This is a genomic window from Micromonospora sp. NPDC049374 (genome assembly GCF_040677165.1).
Classification (GTDB): domain Bacteria; phylum Actinomycetota; class Actinomycetes; order Mycobacteriales; family Micromonosporaceae; genus Micromonospora.
The window spans coordinates 172,826-187,624 of record NZ_JBFAQH010000015.1 but is presented as its reverse complement, the minus strand read 5'-3'; the positions used below and the strand labels follow the sequence as shown (position 1 = coordinate 187,624).

The following is a 14,799-nucleotide window of genomic DNA, read 5'->3' as shown; positions in this document are numbered from 1 at the left end:
CTCACCGGACGGGTCGCTGGATGCGTTCCCGGCGGGGCTGTCCGGTGTGTCACCGGTGGCGTCGGTGGCGCTCACAACCCCGTCACCCCCGCCTGTCTCCGCAGGTCGGCGACGATGCCGGGCAGCTCGGTGAGGAAGCGTTCCACGTCGGCCTCGGTGCTTCCGGCGTGCAGCGAGACCCGGACGTTGCCGTGCGAGAGCACCCCCATCGCCTCCAACACATGCGACGGGCGCAGCGTGGACGAGGTGCAGGACGAGCCCGACGAGACGGCGAAGCCCCGCCGGTCCAGGGCGTGCAGCAGCGCCTCCCCGTCGACGTACAGGCAGGAGAAGGTGACCAGGTGCGGTAGCCGATGCTCGGGATCGCCGACCACCTCCACGTCCGGCACCTCGGCCGCCACCCGGGCCCGGATCCGGTCCACCAGCCCGGACAGCCGCGCCGCCTGGGCTGCCGCGTCGGCCGCCGCCGCGCGCAGGCTCGCCGCCGCCGCCACCACCGCCGGCAGGTTCAACGTGCCGGGCGTACGCCCCGATTCACGCTCGTCGGTCGGCCAGGGTGACTCCCAGCGGGTGCCCTTGCGCACCACGAGCAGTCCGACGCCGGGTGGACCGCCCCACTTGCGGGCACTCGCGGTCAGCACCGACCAGCCGGGCGGCACCGGTACCCGGCCCACCAGTTGCGCGGCGTCGACGTAGAGCGGCACGCCGGCCCGGGCGCAGGCCGCCGCAGCGGCCTCGACCGGTTGTACGGTGCCCACCTCGTGACTGGCCGCGATCAGCGCGGCCGACGCCACCTGGGCACCGGTGACCGCCGACGACCAGGCGTCCAGGTCCAGCCGGCCGAGACGGTCGACCGGCACCTCGACGGCCGCGCCGCCGCCGGCGACGTGCTGTTCGGCGGCGTGCAGCACGGCTGAGTGTTCGATCGCGGAGTGCACCAGGACCCGGCCGGCCCGTCGACGGCCGCGCAGCCCACCGAGCACTGCGGTGTGTGCGGCGTTGGTGCCGCTGGCGGTGAAGGACAGCTCGTCGGGGCGTACGCCGAGGGTCTCGGCCGTGGCCTCGCGGGCGGCGTCGAGCAACTGGCGGGCGCGCCGGGCCTGCGAGTAGAGCCGGTCGGGGTCGGCCCAGCCGTCGTCGAGTGCGGCCAGCAGCGCCTGCCGGGCGACCGGATGCAGCGGCGCGGCGGTGGCCGCGTCCAGGTAGACGGGGGAGGAAGTCACGTCTGCCCACGCTATCGCCTCGGTCGGCACAAGATCCCCCGTCGGGTGCGGACAACGACCCCAACCGGGTCCAGCCCGTCATGGTCGAGTAATCTGCGACCGTCGGTGACGCCTTTGCCGCCGGTGCGGCGGCTCCGCTCGGCGGAGCCGGCCGAAACGAGGACACCGCGGCGCGCTAGGGAGGCAGGACCAGGTGGTCGCAAGGAGTTCGGAGGTACGGCCGACGGCCGTACGGCGCAGCGCATCCCCGCGAGCCGGTGGGCGGCGGGGGCGTCGTGCCGGGCGTCTCGCCGGGCTCGGATTCAGTGGGGCGGCGCTGCTGGTCCTGCTCACGGGCTGTGACGTCGGTGCGGCGTTCGGGGGCTTCGGGTGGCCGCAGGGCGGCATCACTCCCGAGTCCCGGCGGATGTACGACCTGTGGATCGCCTCGTGCGTCGCGGCACTCGCGGTCGGCTTCTTCGTCTGGGGCCTGATCTTCTGGTGCGTGGTGCGCTACCGCAAGCGCGGCAACGAGCTGCCGGTGCAGACCCGCTACAACCTGCCGATGGAGTTCCTCTACACCATCGCGCCGGTGCTCATCGTCTCGGTGCTCTTCTACTACACCGCGGTGGTGCAGACCGACGTGGTGAAGACCACCAACAACCCCGACGTCACCGTCGAGGTCGTGGCCTTCAAGTGGAACTGGCAGTTCAACTACCGCGACGGCCAGGGCGTCGACGCCGAGACCACCGCGTCGGTGCTCGGCACCAGCGAGGTCATCCCGATCCTGGTGCTGCCGACCGGCCGGTCCATCCGGTTCGAGGAGACCAGCCGCGACGTCATCCACTCGTTCTGGGTGCCGGAGATGCTGTTCAAGCGGGACGTCATGCCCGGCAGCATCCGTAACGTCTTCGAGGTCTCCTCGCTGGAGACCGAGGGCGCCTACGTGGGCCGCTGCGCCGAGCTGTGCGGCAGCTACCACGCCTTCATGAACTTCGAGCTGCGGGTCGTCTCGCCGGAGAACTTCGACCGCTTCCTCGCCGCCAAGCAGGGTGGTGCCTCGACCCAGGAAGCGTTGACGTCGATCGGCGAGGAGCCGTACGCGACCACCACGAGGCCGTTCGAGACGCGGCGTACCGAGAGCAACTTCAACCCGGACACCGCTCCGGCCGGCACGGGAAGCTGAGGCAACCGGCATGAAGACCGAGTGGCGTATCTTCCTGATCATCGCCGGGTTCCTGCTGTTCGCGACCGTCCTGTACGGCGGCTGGACGTGGGCCGACTCGGACGGTCGGGTCGAGTGGATCGGCACCGTGGCCCTGCTGCTGTCGTTCCTGCTCTGCGCGATGTGCGGCGGCTTCTTCTGGTTCGTCTCCCGCCGCATCGACCTGCGCCCGGAGGACCGGGCGGACGCCGAGATCGCCGACGGCGCGGGCGAGATCGGCTTCTTCAGCCCGGGCAGCTACTGGCCGTTCGGGCTCGCCCTGGCCGCCGCGATCGCCGGCCTGGGCCTGGTGTTCTGGCAGTTCTGGCTGCTCGGCCTCGGTGCGGTGGCCGTGATCCTGGCCGCCTGCGGCCTGCTGTTCGAGTACTACAGCGGCACTCGGCGTACGGCCGAGCACTGAGCCTCGGAACGCGAGAGGGCCCGCCCCACCGGGGCGGGCCCTCTCTTCGTCGTCGGTGTCGAGCGGGTGGGCCGGTCAGGCGGCGCGGTGTCGGACCGCCGTGCGGCGACGGGTCGACCGGCGCGGCGGGCTGATGACGACTGTGATGATCGCCGCGCCGCAGCCGGTGCAGGCTCGTTCGGGGCAGTCGGCGCCGTGGCCGTCGACACAGGGCGGTGCCTCGAACGGCTGGATGCTGTCGCAGGTGTCGCAGTAAAGCTCGCGCTCCGACACGGACCTCTCCTTTCGCTCGGCGGCCGGTCGTTGGACGTCGCCGGAACTACTCGGTTGTAGTTTCCCACGACCCTCCGACAGCCACGGCGGGGCCGGTCAGGCGCTGCGGGCGACCTCGATCCAGCGGTCGAGGGTGCGGGCGGCCGCGCCGGAGTCGATCGACTCGGCGGCCCGGCCCAGGCCAGCGCGGAGCGCGTCGGTCAGGTCGCCGTCCAGGGATCCCTGGGTGGCCAGGGCCGCCGCCGCGTTGACCAGGACGGCGTCGCGCACCGGTCCCGGCTCGCCGGCGAGCAGACGCCGGGCCACGTCGGCGTTGTGGGCCGCGTCGCCACCGCGCAGGTCGGCGAGGGTGGCCCGGGGTACGCCAAGGTCGACCGAGTCCACCACGGTCTCCCTGACGGCCCCGTTCTGGGCGATCCAGAACCGGGTCGCGGCGGCGGTGGTGAACTCGTCCAGCCCGTCCTCGCCGCGCATCACCAGCACCGAGTCGCCCCGGGCCGCGAAGACGGCCGCCATCACCGGTGCCATCGTCGCGTCGAAGCAGCCGACGGCACCCGAGCGGGGACGGCCCGGATTGGTCAGCGGGCCGAGGAAGTTGAACGCGGTCGGCACCCCCAGCTCCCGGCGGATCGGGCCGGCGTGGCGCATGCCGGGGTGGAACCGGGCGGCGAAGCAGAAGCCGATCCCGGCCTCGGCCACGCACCGGGCCACCTGATCGGGCCCGAGATCCAGTGGAATGCCGAGGAACTCCAGCAGGTCGGCGGTACCGCAGGAGGACGAGGCGGCCCGGTTGCCGTGCTTGACCACGCGTACGCCGGCACCGGCCACGACCAGCGCCGTCATCGTGGAGATGTTTACCGTGTGCGCGAGGTCGCCACCGGTGCCGACCACGTCGAGCGCCTCGGCGCGTACCTCCTCGGGCAGCTCGACTGGGACGGCCCGGCTGAGCATCGCCTCGACCAGCCCGGTCACCTCCGCCGGGGTCTCGCCCTTGGCCCGCAGCGCGACGGCGAAGCCGGCGATCTGGGCCGGCGCGGCCGACCCGGACATGATCTCGCCCATCGCCCAGGCGGTGTCGGCGGCGGATAGTTCCTCGCCGCGCAGCAGCGCGGTGAGCAGGTGCGGCCAGGTCCGATCGCCCATGGCGGGCCTCCCGAGCAGACGGTTGCGGGTGGGACGGGACCGGCGCCGGCTCGCCCGGCGCCGTGGCGGTGCCGGAGTGGGACGTCAGGCGGGTGCGCCCGCGCGCAGCAGCTCGGTCACGGTGGCGGCGGTGGTGACCGGGTCGAGCGGGTGCACGAGGGTGGCGTCGACCTCGGCGAAGGACGCCAGCCAGCGGTCGGCGGCGCGGGCGATCACCACACAGGTCGGCGGGGCGTCGTCACGGTCGTCCTTGATCTGCCGGGCGATGCCGATGCCGCCGCCGGGGCTGGCCTCACCGTCGAGCAGCATCAGGTCGATCTCGTAGTCGTCGACCAGTCGGATGCACTCGGCGTAGGTGGACGCCTCGACGAACTCGACTCGCAGGTCGGCCGCGGGTCGGGTGCCGACGGCGAGCCGCATCCGGTCCCGCACCTGCGGGTCGTCGCTGTAGAGCAGGACGGTGCACAGACGGTCGCTCATGCCGACACTCCGCTTCGCTTCGTGCCGTCCTGAGGCACCATGGCACTGAGCCTGCTTCGCTCGCTGTGCTCGCTCATGGCTTCCAACGGCTCCCACTTCGTAGCTGCGTGGCTGATCGTACCGGTCGGTGTGGTGCGCGTGACACGCCGCCCCGGCCGGTCGCCGGGCTGCCCTCAGGCGGTCGATTCCGCCGCCCGTCGGCGGGCCTCCTGGCGGTCCAGTTCGCGGTCGATCCGGCGGGCCTCCCGCTCGGCCTGGCGCATCCACTGCACCACCAGGACTGCGAGCATCGTCACGCTGACGAACTCGCCGCCGGCCCACAGGATCCCGCCGGCGAGCACCTGGTCCTCCCACGGGTCGGCCCAGCTGAGCCCGAGCGAGGGGTACCAGTCGCCGCCGAAGAGGGTGGTGCTTTGCATGATCGTCAGCCCGAGCACGGTGTGGAACGGCACCGACAGCAGCATCAGCAGCGCCCGCCCGGGGTACGGCCAGCGTCCCGGCAGCGGATCCAGGCCGAGCAGCGGCCAGAAGAAGACGCAGCCGGTCATGATGAAGTGCGCGTGCACCACCTCGTGCGCCCAGGCGTGCTCGAGTGTGTAGCGGTACAGGTCGGTGAAGTAGAGCGCGAACGGGTTCACCACGAAGATGGCGAACGCCACCAGCGGGAAGGTGTAGATCCGGGCGATCCGGCTGTGCACCACCGCGAGCAACCGCTTGCGCGGACCGGTCGGCAGGGTACGCAGGGCCAGGGTCACCGGTGCGCCCAGCGCCAGGAAGATCGGCGAGACCATGGACAGCACCATGTGCTGCACCATGTGCACCGACAGCAGCGTGGTGTCGTACGCGTGCAGTCCGCTGACCGTAACCGAGGCGATGCCGCCCAGGCCGGGGCCGAGGAAGAAGATGGTCCGGGCGACCGGCCAGCGGTCGCCGCGGAGCCGCAGCCGGTACACCCCGTAGAGGTAGAGACCCGCGGCGAGGACCAGGCCGACGGCGAGCCAGCTGTCCAGCCGGGTCTCGGTCACCACGGCGGTGATGGAGAACGGCGGCGGAGCCGATTCGGCCGCCACCGCTCCGACGCTTGTCACCTCGGTCGCGGCCGACCCGGTCGCGGCCGTGGCGAGCAGCGGCGCGGTCGGAGCGGCCAAGGTGATCGGAGCGGCGTGCAGCACACCAATCAGCCTAGGTCAGGCGAACCGGACGGTACCGATCGGGCCACACCTGGCGCGGGTTTCACCCCCCGCTGATCGCCGGCCGTGGTGAACGGCAATAATGACCGCGTGACTGCGGCCCCAGCCATTGACAAGAGCCGGATCCACTCCCTGACGCGTCCCAACATGGTCAGCGTCGGGACGATCGTCTGGCTCTCCAGCGAACTCATGTTCTTCGCGGCGCTGTTCGCGATGTACTTCTCCATCCGCGCAGCGGCGCCGGAGCAGTGGGCGGAGCACACCGAGGTCCTCAACATCCCGTACGCGACCACCTTCACGGTGATCCTGGTGTTGTCCTCGGTGACCTGCCAGCTCGGCGTGTTCGCCGCCGAGAAGGGTGACGTCCACGCGCTGCGGCGCTGGTTCACGATCACCTTCGTGATGGGTCTGATCTTCGTGCTCGGCCAGCTCAACGAGTACCGCGAGCTGGTGCACCACGGCGTCAAGATCAACGGTGACGGTTACGGCTCGATGTTCTACCTGACCACCGGTTTCCACGGCCTGCACGTCACCGGGGGTCTGATCGCCTTCGTGATCTTCATGATCCGCACCACCATGGGCCGGTTCACCCCGGCTCAGGCCACCGCCGCGATCGTGGTGTCGTACTACTGGCACTTCGTCGACGTCGTGTGGATCGCGCTCTACGCCATGATCTACTGGCTTCAGTGATCTTGGCGCGCGCCAGCCGCCTTGCCGCTGCTCCACCCCCCGCAACACAAGGTCCAACCGGTTAAGGACACAGGTCATGACTTCTGACAACGACCGCCGACGCGGTCTGCTCGCGCGGCTGCGCGGGCGGCCCGGGGCGCCCAGCAGGGGCCGCCGCCGGCTGGGTGCTGCGGTCCGGCTGGTCGCCGCGCTGATGCTGGCCGGCGGCGCCTACACCGTCCTCGCCCCCGGCGCCGCCGCCCAGGAGAACCCGCCGCTGAGCACCGCCGCCGCCGACGGCAAGGCGCTGTTCGACGTGAGTTGTGTGACCTGTCACGGTCGCAACGCGCAGGGGGTCGAGGGGCGCGGGCCGAGCCTGATCGGCGTCGGTGCCGCCTCCGTGGAGTTCCAGGTGAGCACCGGTCGGATGCCGATGGCCCGGCAGGAGGCCCAGGCGGCGCGCAAGCCCGAGGTGTTCACCCGCGACGAGATCGACCAGCTCGCGGCGTACATCCAGGAACTCGGCGGGGGCCCGGTCGTTCCGGCCGGTGACAACCTGCACGCCGACGGCAACGTCGCGATCGGCGGCGAGCTGTACCGGATCAACTGCTCGCAGTGCCACGCGTTCAGCGGTGGCGGCGGTGCCCTCTCCTCGGGCAAGTACGCGCCGAGCCTCGCGCCGGCGACCGACCGGCAGATCTACGCGGCGATGCTCAGCGGTCCGCAGAACATGCCCGTCTTCGGCGACAACCAGATCACGCCGGAGCAGAAGGCGGACATCATCGCCTACATCCAGCAGACGCTGAAGGACGACGGTGACCCGGGCGGCTTCTTCAACCTGGGCCGGTACGGACCCTCCACCGAGGGTGTGGCGATCTTCCTCGTCGGTATCGTCGCGCTGGTCTTCGCCAGCCTGTGGATCGCGGGCAAGTCGTGAGCGGGGGGACCATGAGCAGCCAGACCGGGCAGCGGGCCGTGCCGGGCGGGGAACCGCTCGACGTGAACGACCCCCGGCTCAGTCGGTTCGACATCGTCCGGGAGGGTGCCCGGCGGGACGACATCGAGATCGTCCACTACGAGCCGCAGGTGGCCCCGGGCACCAAGGCCGAACGGCGGCTGGTCCGCACGGTGGCGGGCTTCTTCCTGCTGACCGGGCTCGCGGCGACCGCCTTCCTGGCCATCTACATCTGGTGGCCCTGGGAGTACGAGCCGGGCCGCGGCGGGGACAAGCTCTACACCCCGCTGCTCGGGGTGACCCTCGGCGTCGCCCTGCTCGGCATCGGCTTCGGCGTCCTCACCTGGGGCAAGAAGCTGCTGCCCAAGGAGGTGTCGATCCAGGACCGGCACGAAGGTGCCCCGCCCGCCGAGGACCAGCGGATCACCGGCGAGACCATGGCCTACATGGCCGATGAGCTGGGGGTCAAGCGTCGGCCGCTGCTCGGGGTGTCGCTGCTGGCCGGTCTGCTGCCGGTCGGCGCTGTCGCCGCGGCGCCCCTGGTCGGCGGGCTGATCTCCGACCCGCACAAGGACGACCAGATGATGACCACCGGGTTCGTCCCCCGGGACGGTCAGAAGATCCGGCTGGTCCGCGAGGACGGTCGGCCCATCCGGCCGGCCGACATCAGCGCCGGTGGTCAGATCACCGTCTTCCCGGGCGTGGAGCACGGGGTGAGCAACCGGTACGCCGACTCGCCCACCCTGCTGATCCACCTGCGGGAGGGGGACGCCGAGGAGTCGCGCCGCAACAACGAGCGCGAGGGCCACGGCGGCTACATGTGGGGCAACTTCGCCGCCTACTCCAAGGTCTGCACGCACGCGGGCTGCCCGGCGAGCCTGTACGAGCAGCAGACCAACCGGCTGCTCTGCCCGTGCCACCAGTCGCAGTTCCTGATCACCGACAACGCCAAGCCGATCTTCGGTCCGGCCAGCCGGCGCTTGCCTCAGCTGCCCATCGAGGTGGACGCTGAGGGCTACTTCGTGGCGAAGTCCGACTACACCGAGGCTGTCGGGCCCGACTTCTGGGAGCGGCCGTGAAGCGGCGAAAGTTTGACGTGGCAGCGGTGCCGGGCAACACCGCCCGAGCGGTCGACGACCGCTTCCAGGTGGCGACCCCGTTGCGCCGACTGCTCAACAAGGTCTTCCCGGACCACTGGTCCTTCCTGCTCGGCGAGATCGCGCTCTTCTCGTTCATCGTCCTGCTGCTGACCGGTGTCTTCCTGACCTTCTTCTTCGAGCCGGCGATGACCGAGGTCATCTACAACGGCAGCTACGCCCCGCTGCGGGGCACGCCGATGTCGGCCGCGTACGCCTCGACGCTGGACATCTCCTTCGACGTCCGCGGCGGCCTGATCATGCGCCAGATGCACCACTGGGCGGCGCTGCTGTTCATGGCCGCGATCGTGGTGCACATGCTGCGGATCTTCTTCACCGGCGCGTTCCGTAAGCCGCGCGAGACCAACTGGATCATCGGCTCGCTGCTGTTCTGGGTCGGCTTCCTGGCCGGCTTCACCGGCTACTCGCTGCCGGACGACGGGCTGTCCGGCACCGGCCTGCGGATCGCCTCGGCGATCATGCTGTCCATTCCGGTGATCGGTTCCTGGGTGACCGCGGCGGTCTTCAACGGCGAGTTCCCCGGCACGATCATCATCAGCCGGTTCTTCATCGCCCACGTGCTGCTCATCCCCGCCCTGCTGGTCGCGTTGATCACCGTGCACCTGGGCCTGGTGTTCAAGCAGAAGCACACCCAGTGGCCGGGGCCGGGCCGGACGAACGGCAACGTGGTCGGCGAGCGGATGTTCCCGCGCTACGCGATCAAGCAGGGCGGCTTCTTCATGGTCGTCTTCGGCGTGATCGCGCTGATGGGTGGCCTGTTCCAGATCAACCCGGTCTGGCTGTTCGGCCCGTACGAGGCGTGGGTGGTCTCGGCCGCCAGCCAGCCGGACTGGTACGTCATGTTCCTCGACGGCTCGACCCGGCTGATGCCGGACTGGGAGATCACCATACCCATCGGCGAGGGATACGTGATCCCGCCGCTGTTCTGGCCGACAGTGGTGCTACCGGGCATCCTGGTGGCGATCTCCCTGCTCTATCCCTTCATGGAGGCCCGCCACCTGAAGGACTACCGCAGCCACAACCTGCTCCAGCGTCCCCGCGACGTCCCGTTCCGTACCGGCCTGGGCGTCATGGCCCTCACGTTCTACGTGATCCTGACCCTGTCGGGCGCGAATGACGTCATCGCCGACAAGTTCCACATCAGCCTGAACGCGATGACCTGGGCCGGTCGAGTCGGTCTGCTGCTCCTGCCGCCGCTGGCGTACTACGTCACCTACCGGATCTGTCTCGGCCTGCAGCAGCACGACCGGGAGGTTCTCGCCCACGGCGTGGAGACCGGCATCATCCGGCGTCTGCCGGACGGCCGGTTCGTCGAGGTGCACCAGCCGCTCAGCGCGGGCAACGGGCACGGCGAGCTGGACTACGCCGGCTGGGTGGTACCGAAGAAGATGAACCGGCTCGGTGCGCTCGGCCCGGCGATCCGCGGCTTCTTCTACCCGATCGAGCGGCCGGCCGAGGCTCCGGTCTCGCCGGGGCACCCGCCGGTCGAGCCGCGCCCGGAGCGGGAGGAGATCACCAGCGGGGAGACCCGCCCCTGAGATCCGTCGCAACGTGACGTGGCGCCCGCCGGACCGTCTCCGGCGGGCGCCACGCCCGTTTCGCCGCTTCCGGACGTCGTCGCCGCTTCCCGCCGTCGCCGGATCGCAGGAATAACCCCGGCCAGCCGGGTATCCGTGCGGTCCAACGTCTCAACGGGGAGGAAGCATGTTGGGTATCAAACGCCTCGGCCTGCTGGCCGCGCTGGTGCTGGTGGGCGTCGCACCCGCCGCAGCGGCGCAGGCGGCGGCGCAGCCGTCGGAACAGGACACCCAGTACCTGCAGGCGGTCCACCAGGTCAACCTGTACGAGATCGCCGCCGGTGAGCTGGCCCAGGAGAAGGGCCAGAACCAGCAGGTCAAGGAGCTGGGGCAGCAGTTCGTCACGGACCACACCGAACTGGACCAGTCGGTGCAGGATCTGGCCGGGCAGCTCAACGTCGAGCTGCCGAGCGAGCCCACCACCGATCAGCAGGCCGGTCTCGACCAGCTGAACAACGCCAGCGGTGAGGAGTTCGACCGGCTCTGGGTGACCCAGGAACTGGCCGGCCACGTCCAGGCCATCCAGGCGACCCAGACGGAGATCTCGCAGGGTACCGAACCGCAGGTGGTCCAGCTGGCGCAGACCGCGCTGCCGGTCCTGCAGGCGCACTACGACGCTCTGGTGATGTTGGCCGAGGAACTGGGCATCCCGGTCCCGGAGACCAGCCCGAGCGGTACGCCCAGCCCGGGTGGCACCGTCCCGGCTCCGGGCGGCACCACGCCGACCCCGGGTGAGACCTTCACCGAGGAGGCACCGGTTCCGGGTGGCACCGTCACCGAGACCCCGGTGCCGCAGCAGAGCTGACCCGGCGGTACGAGACGAGCCGGTCCACCCCTTGAGGGGTGGACCGGCTCAGTCGGTGCTGCCCAGCCCGATGGCGAAGGCCTCCTCCAGGTCGTGCCGTGAGTACGCGCGGAAGGCGATGTGCGACTCGGTGTTGAGCACGCCCGGCACCTTCGAGATGCTGCCCGCGATGATCTGGGCGATCTCGTCGAACTCGCGGACCCGGACCATGGCGATCAGGTCGACGTGCCCGGCCACCGAGTAGACCTCGCTCACCCCCGGCAGGTTCGCCAGTGCCTCGGCCACCTCGGGAATCGAGTCGGTGGCGCAGTCGATCAGCACGATCGCGGTGATCACGAAACTCTCCGTTCGTAGGCGTACTCGCCCATGCTAGGCGCTGTGCCAGCAGCGCCGTGCGGGGCTGCGCGAGGCAGGCGCACGAAGAGGGCGGCGGACGCGAACAGCACCGCCGCGCCGATCAGGTAGCCCGCTTCGACACCGTGCCGGGTGGTCTGCCAGCCGATCAGCGGTAGCCCCGCCGCCCCCACGACCTGCATGAGTAGTGACTGTACAGACAGCACGGTGGCGCGTTCGGTCGCCTCGACGCGGTCGTGGAGCAGCTTCGCCTGTGCCGGGAAGGCCGCGCCGAGACCGAGGAACAGCAGACAGTAGGCCAGCCCGGCAAGCGCGATGGCACCCGGCCCCCGCAGGAGGGCGCAACCGGCGAGTCCGAGCATGGACAGTGCGGACACGACCACTCCGGTGGCTGCCGCCCGCGCGTGTGATCCGCAGCTGCGTACCGTCCAACCCGCGATCATTCCCCCGACGGCGTCGGCGCCGAATCCTGTGGCTGCGACCACGGCGTACGTGGCAGCTGCGGTCGGGCCGCTGGTCAGCTCGGCCAGCCAGGCCGGGGTGAGAAGTTCGATGGCACCCAGCGCGACACCCGCTCCGCCGGCCGCGAGCAACACCCGGGTCAGTACGCGGTCCCGGGCCGAGACCTGTAGCCCAGCGACGACGCCGGCGGGCACGCGACGCACGACGGCCGCCATATTCAGACGTGGACGCGGCGGCTCGGGCAGCCGGACCGTCATCAGGGCCCGCAGCACCTCGACCCCGGCCGCTATCAGCACCGGCACCGCCAGGGCCGGAAGCGCGCCGGTGTCACCCAGGGCCAGCGGCAGCAGACCGCCAGCGAGCGTGCCGGCCGCCAGCGCCAGCGACCCGGCGACCTCACCGCGTGCCAGACCGATGGTCAGGTCGACATCGCGGTCAGCGTGCGCGTGCACGGTGTCGACGTACCACGCTTCCAGCGGCCCGGTCGACAGCGCGCGGGCGACGCCGCGCAGCACCGCGGCGGCCAGAAACGGTGCGATGGTGTCGGCCAGGCCCAGGAACAGCAGGCCGCCGGCGCCGGCCACCGCCGATGCGACGAGTACGGGGCGGCGGCCGATCGCGTCCGCCAGCCCTCCGGTGGGCAGTTCGAGCAGCGCAACCGTGAGACCGTACACCGCGGTGACGAGCGCGATCGTGGGTACCGACAGGCCACGGTCGAGCATCAGCAGTACGAGCGGCACCAGACAGAGCCCGGTCGGCAGCCACAGGAGGAAGTTCAGCGATGCGTACCGACGCCGGGCAGCGTCGATGCTCACCGGCGTTCGGTGCGCGGAAAACCGGCCACCACGATGGACACGGTGACCGCGGTCGGATCGGCTTCGTCCCGTGCTCTCAGCTCGTCGAGGTGGGCATAGAAGCGGTCCCACAGCTCGGCCACCGAGGAGCGGCTGAGCCGAGTCACGATATCGCCGATACCTGCCGCCTCCACCCAGTCCGGATCCAGGTCGTCCAGGTGCGCCTCGAAGTGCTCGACATCGCCGACGAGCACCTCGACCTGTCGACGCCGCATCATCGCGGCAGCCTGCCGACCGGCATCGCTCGCGGAGAGCTCGGTGTTGCTCCAACCGGTCGTGAGGTGCACGGCGGCCCAGCGCCGTTCCCGGGGATGTCTACGCCCGAGCGCGGATTCCGTGACGAACCCGTGCCGGGCCAGTACGCGTAGGTGGTAGCTGGTCGATCCGGACTCGGTGTCGAGTAGGTGGGCGAGCTCGGTGGCGGTGGCGGGGCCGTGCTCCCGCAGCGCAGCCAGAAGCCGCACCCGGAGAGGGTGGGCCACCGCTTTGAGGTCCGCGGGATCGGATACCCGTCGTTCCTGGCGAGGATCGGTCATGCCGGACAACATAGCTACGCAGAAAAGTTTATGCAAAGAATCTTCTGCAAGCCGCGCATGATGGATCCGGCCGCGGTGTGTCGACGGGTCAGGCCGCCTGAACGGTCAGGTCGGCGCCGACGCGGATCACGTCGTGCAGGTGCTCGTCGGCGCCGACGGAGGCGTTCGGCCAGATCACGCTGCGGCTGACCGCACCCCGGACGGTGGCGCCCGCACCCACGACGGAACGGTGACAGGGGCCGGTGACCGTTGCGGCCGGATCGATCAGGCAGCCGGCACCGGCGGCGTGCAGGTTCGCGGCGAGGTAGTCGGCCGGGGTGCCGGTGTCGATGAAGGTGCCCCGGTAGCCGACCACGGTCAGCCGGCCGGCGGCCTCGGCCGGGCGCCACACCGTGCGTACCAGGTCGCCGAAGGTGGCGGGCAGGTCGCGGACCAGCCGCCACGGCAACAGGGAGAAACCGGTGAAGACGTGTCCGTCGAAGGTGCCCGGTGCGGTCGGGTCGGCGGCCGGCTGGCCGAGCAGGCGTACCGAGTCGCCGTCCCAGCCGTCGAGCAGCGCGGCGATGTCGGGGCCGGGCGGTGCCGCCGGGTCGGCCAGATAGGCGTCGGCGTTGCCGACCAGGACGCCCCGGCCGTTGATCCAGTCCCGCAGCCGTCCCACACCGCCCGCGGTGCCGAGCGGGCTGCCCGGCTCCACCGAGAGGTGCGCCCGGGTACCCACCCGCTGCACCACCTGGTCGCCCAGGTAGCAGGCGTTGACCGCCACCGTCGCCGGGCCGCTCAGGCCGAGGCCGGCGAGCCGGGCCAGCGCCCGGTCCAGCAGGGGCACGTTGCCGACCGGGCAGAGTGCCTTGGGTACCCGGCCGGTCAGTGGGCGCAGCCGGGTGCCCTCGCCGGCGGCGAGCACCACGGCACAGATCCGGTCGGAGGCGGTGGTGGGCCGACGGCCGGTCGGGGCACCGTCGGGCCGGGTCATGGCGTCGTGTCGGGCAGCGGTGGCGGGAACTGCCCGGCCAGCGGACCGATGTCGTAGTACGCCAGCAGGCGGGCGGTCGGCCAGGTCAGCTTCGGCAGATCGTCCAGCGGGTGCCAGGCGGCCTCGAAGACCTCCGCGCCGTCGACGGTCAGTTCGGTGCTCGACGCCGGCACCTCGGCGGTGAACACCACGTCCACCCAGCCCTTGGCATGCACGATGGCGTTGGGCACCGCCGGGGTGAGTCGGGTGGGGGAGAGGCGGACGCCGCTCTCCTCGAACAGCTCCCGGGCGGCGCCCACGGCGGGGTTCTCACCGCGTTGCAGCAGCCCTGCCGGGAGCGTCCAGCCCCGGCCGGGCGGCTGGCGTAGCAGCAGCAACCGACCTGCCCCCGTCGCCTCACTGTCGCGGAGCAGGGTGACCGCGCCGACGATGTACTTGGGTACGGCCATCCGGACCAGCCGACGTCGGACCGGCAACGGCAGCCGGTAGAAGACCTGGTACGCGACGGCGCGTCCGGTGCGGCGGGTACGGGGGATCATGG

17 protein-coding genes are annotated in these 14,799 nt (G+C 71.0%); 7 read left to right on the top strand and 10 right to left on the bottom strand.

Features of this window, described 5'->3' with window-relative positions; all coding sequences use genetic code 11:
- Window positions 1-71: 71 nt before the first annotated feature.
- A complete protein-coding gene (locus tag AB0J93_RS23845) occupies window positions 72-1,223 on the bottom strand; it encodes an aminotransferase class V-fold PLP-dependent enzyme (RefSeq protein ID WP_363924532.1) in 1,152 nt (383 codons plus the stop codon).
- A 193-nt stretch (window positions 1,224-1,416) separates the two neighbouring features.
- On the opposite strand from AB0J93_RS23845, the gene coxB reads away from it, so the two are divergent.
- Together coxB and AB0J93_RS23835 are read left to right on the top strand one after the other, a co-directional pair.
- On the top strand, window positions 1,417-2,388 hold the full coding sequence (gene coxB / locus AB0J93_RS23840; protein ID WP_363924531.1) for a cytochrome c oxidase subunit II: 972 nt from the start codon (window positions 1,417-1,419) through the stop codon (window positions 2,386-2,388).
- 10 nt (window positions 2,389-2,398) lie between these two features.
- Entirely contained in the window at window positions 2,399-2,827 is a 429-nt protein-coding gene (locus AB0J93_RS23835; protein ID WP_363924530.1) for a cytochrome c oxidase subunit 4, read from the top strand.
- 75 nt (window positions 2,828-2,902) lie between these two features.
- Here the strand turns inward: AB0J93_RS23835 and AB0J93_RS23830 are convergent, their stop codons facing one another.
- From AB0J93_RS23830 to AB0J93_RS23815, 4 genes are all read right to left on the bottom strand, one after another.
- The gene (locus AB0J93_RS23830) at window positions 2,903-3,100 is read right to left on the bottom strand and encodes a hypothetical protein (protein ID WP_363924529.1); all 198 of its coding nucleotides are present in this window, start codon (window positions 3,098-3,100) and stop codon (window positions 2,903-2,905) included.
- A 96-nt stretch (window positions 3,101-3,196) separates the two neighbouring features.
- Window positions 3,197-4,243: an anthranilate phosphoribosyltransferase gene (gene trpD / locus AB0J93_RS23825; protein ID WP_363924528.1), complete on the bottom strand. Its 1,047-nt coding sequence runs from the start codon at window positions 4,241-4,243 to the stop codon at window positions 3,197-3,199.
- Window positions 4,244-4,327: 84 nt separating this feature from the next.
- The gene (locus AB0J93_RS23820) at window positions 4,328-4,723 is read right to left on the bottom strand and encodes a hypothetical protein (RefSeq protein WP_099850856.1); all 396 of its coding nucleotides are present in this window, start codon (window positions 4,721-4,723) and stop codon (window positions 4,328-4,330) included.
- Between the two features lie 173 nt (window positions 4,724-4,896).
- Entirely contained in the window at window positions 4,897-5,811 is a 915-nt protein-coding gene (locus AB0J93_RS23815; protein WP_363924563.1) for a cytochrome c oxidase assembly protein, read from the bottom strand.
- Between the two features lie 192 nt (window positions 5,812-6,003).
- On the opposite strand from AB0J93_RS23815, the gene AB0J93_RS23810 reads away from it, so the two are divergent.
- From AB0J93_RS23810 to AB0J93_RS23790, 5 genes are all read left to right on the top strand, one after another.
- Window positions 6,004-6,603 carry a heme-copper oxidase subunit III gene (locus AB0J93_RS23810; RefSeq protein ID WP_363924527.1) on the top strand — a complete coding sequence of 200 codons (600 nt, stop codon included), beginning with the start codon at window positions 6,004-6,006 and terminating at the stop codon, window positions 6,601-6,603.
- Window positions 6,604-6,679: 76 nt separating this feature from the next.
- Window positions 6,680-7,519, top strand: coding sequence for a cytochrome c (locus tag AB0J93_RS23805; RefSeq protein ID WP_363924526.1), 840 nt, complete (start codon window positions 6,680-6,682; stop codon window positions 7,517-7,519).
- Window positions 7,520-7,530: 11 nt separating this feature from the next.
- Window positions 7,531-8,616 carry a Rieske 2Fe-2S domain-containing protein gene (locus tag AB0J93_RS23800; RefSeq protein ID WP_363924525.1) on the top strand — a complete coding sequence of 362 codons (1,086 nt, stop codon included), beginning with the start codon at window positions 7,531-7,533 and terminating at the stop codon, window positions 8,614-8,616.
- On the top strand, window positions 8,613-10,232 hold the full coding sequence (locus AB0J93_RS23795) for a cytochrome b N-terminal domain-containing protein (protein ID WP_363924524.1): 1,620 nt from the start codon (window positions 8,613-8,615) through the stop codon (window positions 10,230-10,232). Before AB0J93_RS23800 ends, AB0J93_RS23795 begins: the two co-directional genes overlap by 4 nt.
- 166 nt (window positions 10,233-10,398) lie before the next feature.
- Window positions 10,399-11,076, top strand: a complete 678-nt coding sequence (locus AB0J93_RS23790) for a DUF4142 domain-containing protein (RefSeq protein ID WP_363924523.1) — start codon at window positions 10,399-10,401, stop codon at window positions 11,074-11,076.
- Between the two features lie 48 nt (window positions 11,077-11,124).
- Here the strand turns inward: AB0J93_RS23790 and AB0J93_RS23785 are convergent, their stop codons facing one another.
- The 5 genes from AB0J93_RS23785 to AB0J93_RS23765 form a co-directional block, all read right to left on the bottom strand.
- Complete coding sequence (locus AB0J93_RS23785; protein ID WP_164449239.1) at window positions 11,125-11,412, bottom strand: Lrp/AsnC ligand binding domain-containing protein; 288 nt, start codon at window positions 11,410-11,412, stop codon at window positions 11,125-11,127.
- Window positions 11,409-12,707, bottom strand: a complete 1,299-nt coding sequence (locus AB0J93_RS23780; protein WP_363924522.1) for an MFS transporter — start codon at window positions 12,705-12,707, stop codon at window positions 11,409-11,411. The genes AB0J93_RS23785 and AB0J93_RS23780 overlap by 4 nt, the downstream gene beginning before the upstream one ends.
- Entirely contained in the window at window positions 12,704-13,282 is a 579-nt protein-coding gene (locus AB0J93_RS23775; protein ID WP_363924521.1) for a helix-turn-helix domain-containing protein, read from the bottom strand. Before AB0J93_RS23775 ends, AB0J93_RS23780 begins: the two co-directional genes overlap by 4 nt.
- 88 nt (window positions 13,283-13,370) lie before the next feature.
- Window positions 13,371-14,258, bottom strand: a complete 888-nt coding sequence (locus tag AB0J93_RS23770) for a sugar phosphate nucleotidyltransferase (protein ID WP_363924520.1) — start codon at window positions 14,256-14,258, stop codon at window positions 13,371-13,373.
- The gene (locus tag AB0J93_RS23765) at window positions 14,255-14,797 is read right to left on the bottom strand and encodes an NUDIX domain-containing protein (RefSeq protein ID WP_363924519.1); all 543 of its coding nucleotides are present in this window, start codon (window positions 14,795-14,797) and stop codon (window positions 14,255-14,257) included. The genes AB0J93_RS23770 and AB0J93_RS23765 overlap by 4 nt, the downstream gene beginning before the upstream one ends.
- Between the last annotated feature and the right edge of the window lie 2 nt (window positions 14,798-14,799).

Coding starts and splice junctions, on each gene's coding strand:
- AB0J93_RS23835 (WP_363924530.1), top strand. CDS start 2,399: ATGAAGACCGAGTGGCGTATCTTCCTGATCATCGCCGGGTTCCTGCTG.
- trpD (WP_363924528.1), bottom strand. CDS start 4,243: ATGGGCGATCGGACCTGGCCGCACCTGCTCACCGCGCTGCTGCGCGGC.
- AB0J93_RS23820 (WP_099850856.1), bottom strand. CDS start 4,723: ATGAGCGACCGTCTGTGCACCGTCCTGCTCTACAGCGACGACCCGCAG.
- AB0J93_RS23805 (WP_363924526.1), top strand. CDS start 6,680: ATGACTTCTGACAACGACCGCCGACGCGGTCTGCTCGCGCGGCTGCGC.
- AB0J93_RS23800 (WP_363924525.1), top strand. CDS start 7,531: ATGAGCAGCCAGACCGGGCAGCGGGCCGTGCCGGGCGGGGAACCGCTC.
- AB0J93_RS23790 (WP_363924523.1), top strand. CDS start 10,399: ATGTTGGGTATCAAACGCCTCGGCCTGCTGGCCGCGCTGGTGCTGGTG.
- AB0J93_RS23775 (WP_363924521.1), bottom strand. CDS start 13,282: ATGACCGATCCTCGCCAGGAACGACGGGTATCCGATCCCGCGGACCTC.
- AB0J93_RS23770 (WP_363924520.1), bottom strand. CDS start 14,258: ATGACCCGGCCCGACGGTGCCCCGACCGGCCGTCGGCCCACCACCGCC.
- AB0J93_RS23765 (WP_363924519.1), bottom strand. CDS start 14,797: ATGATCCCCCGTACCCGCCGCACCGGACGCGCCGTCGCGTACCAGGTC.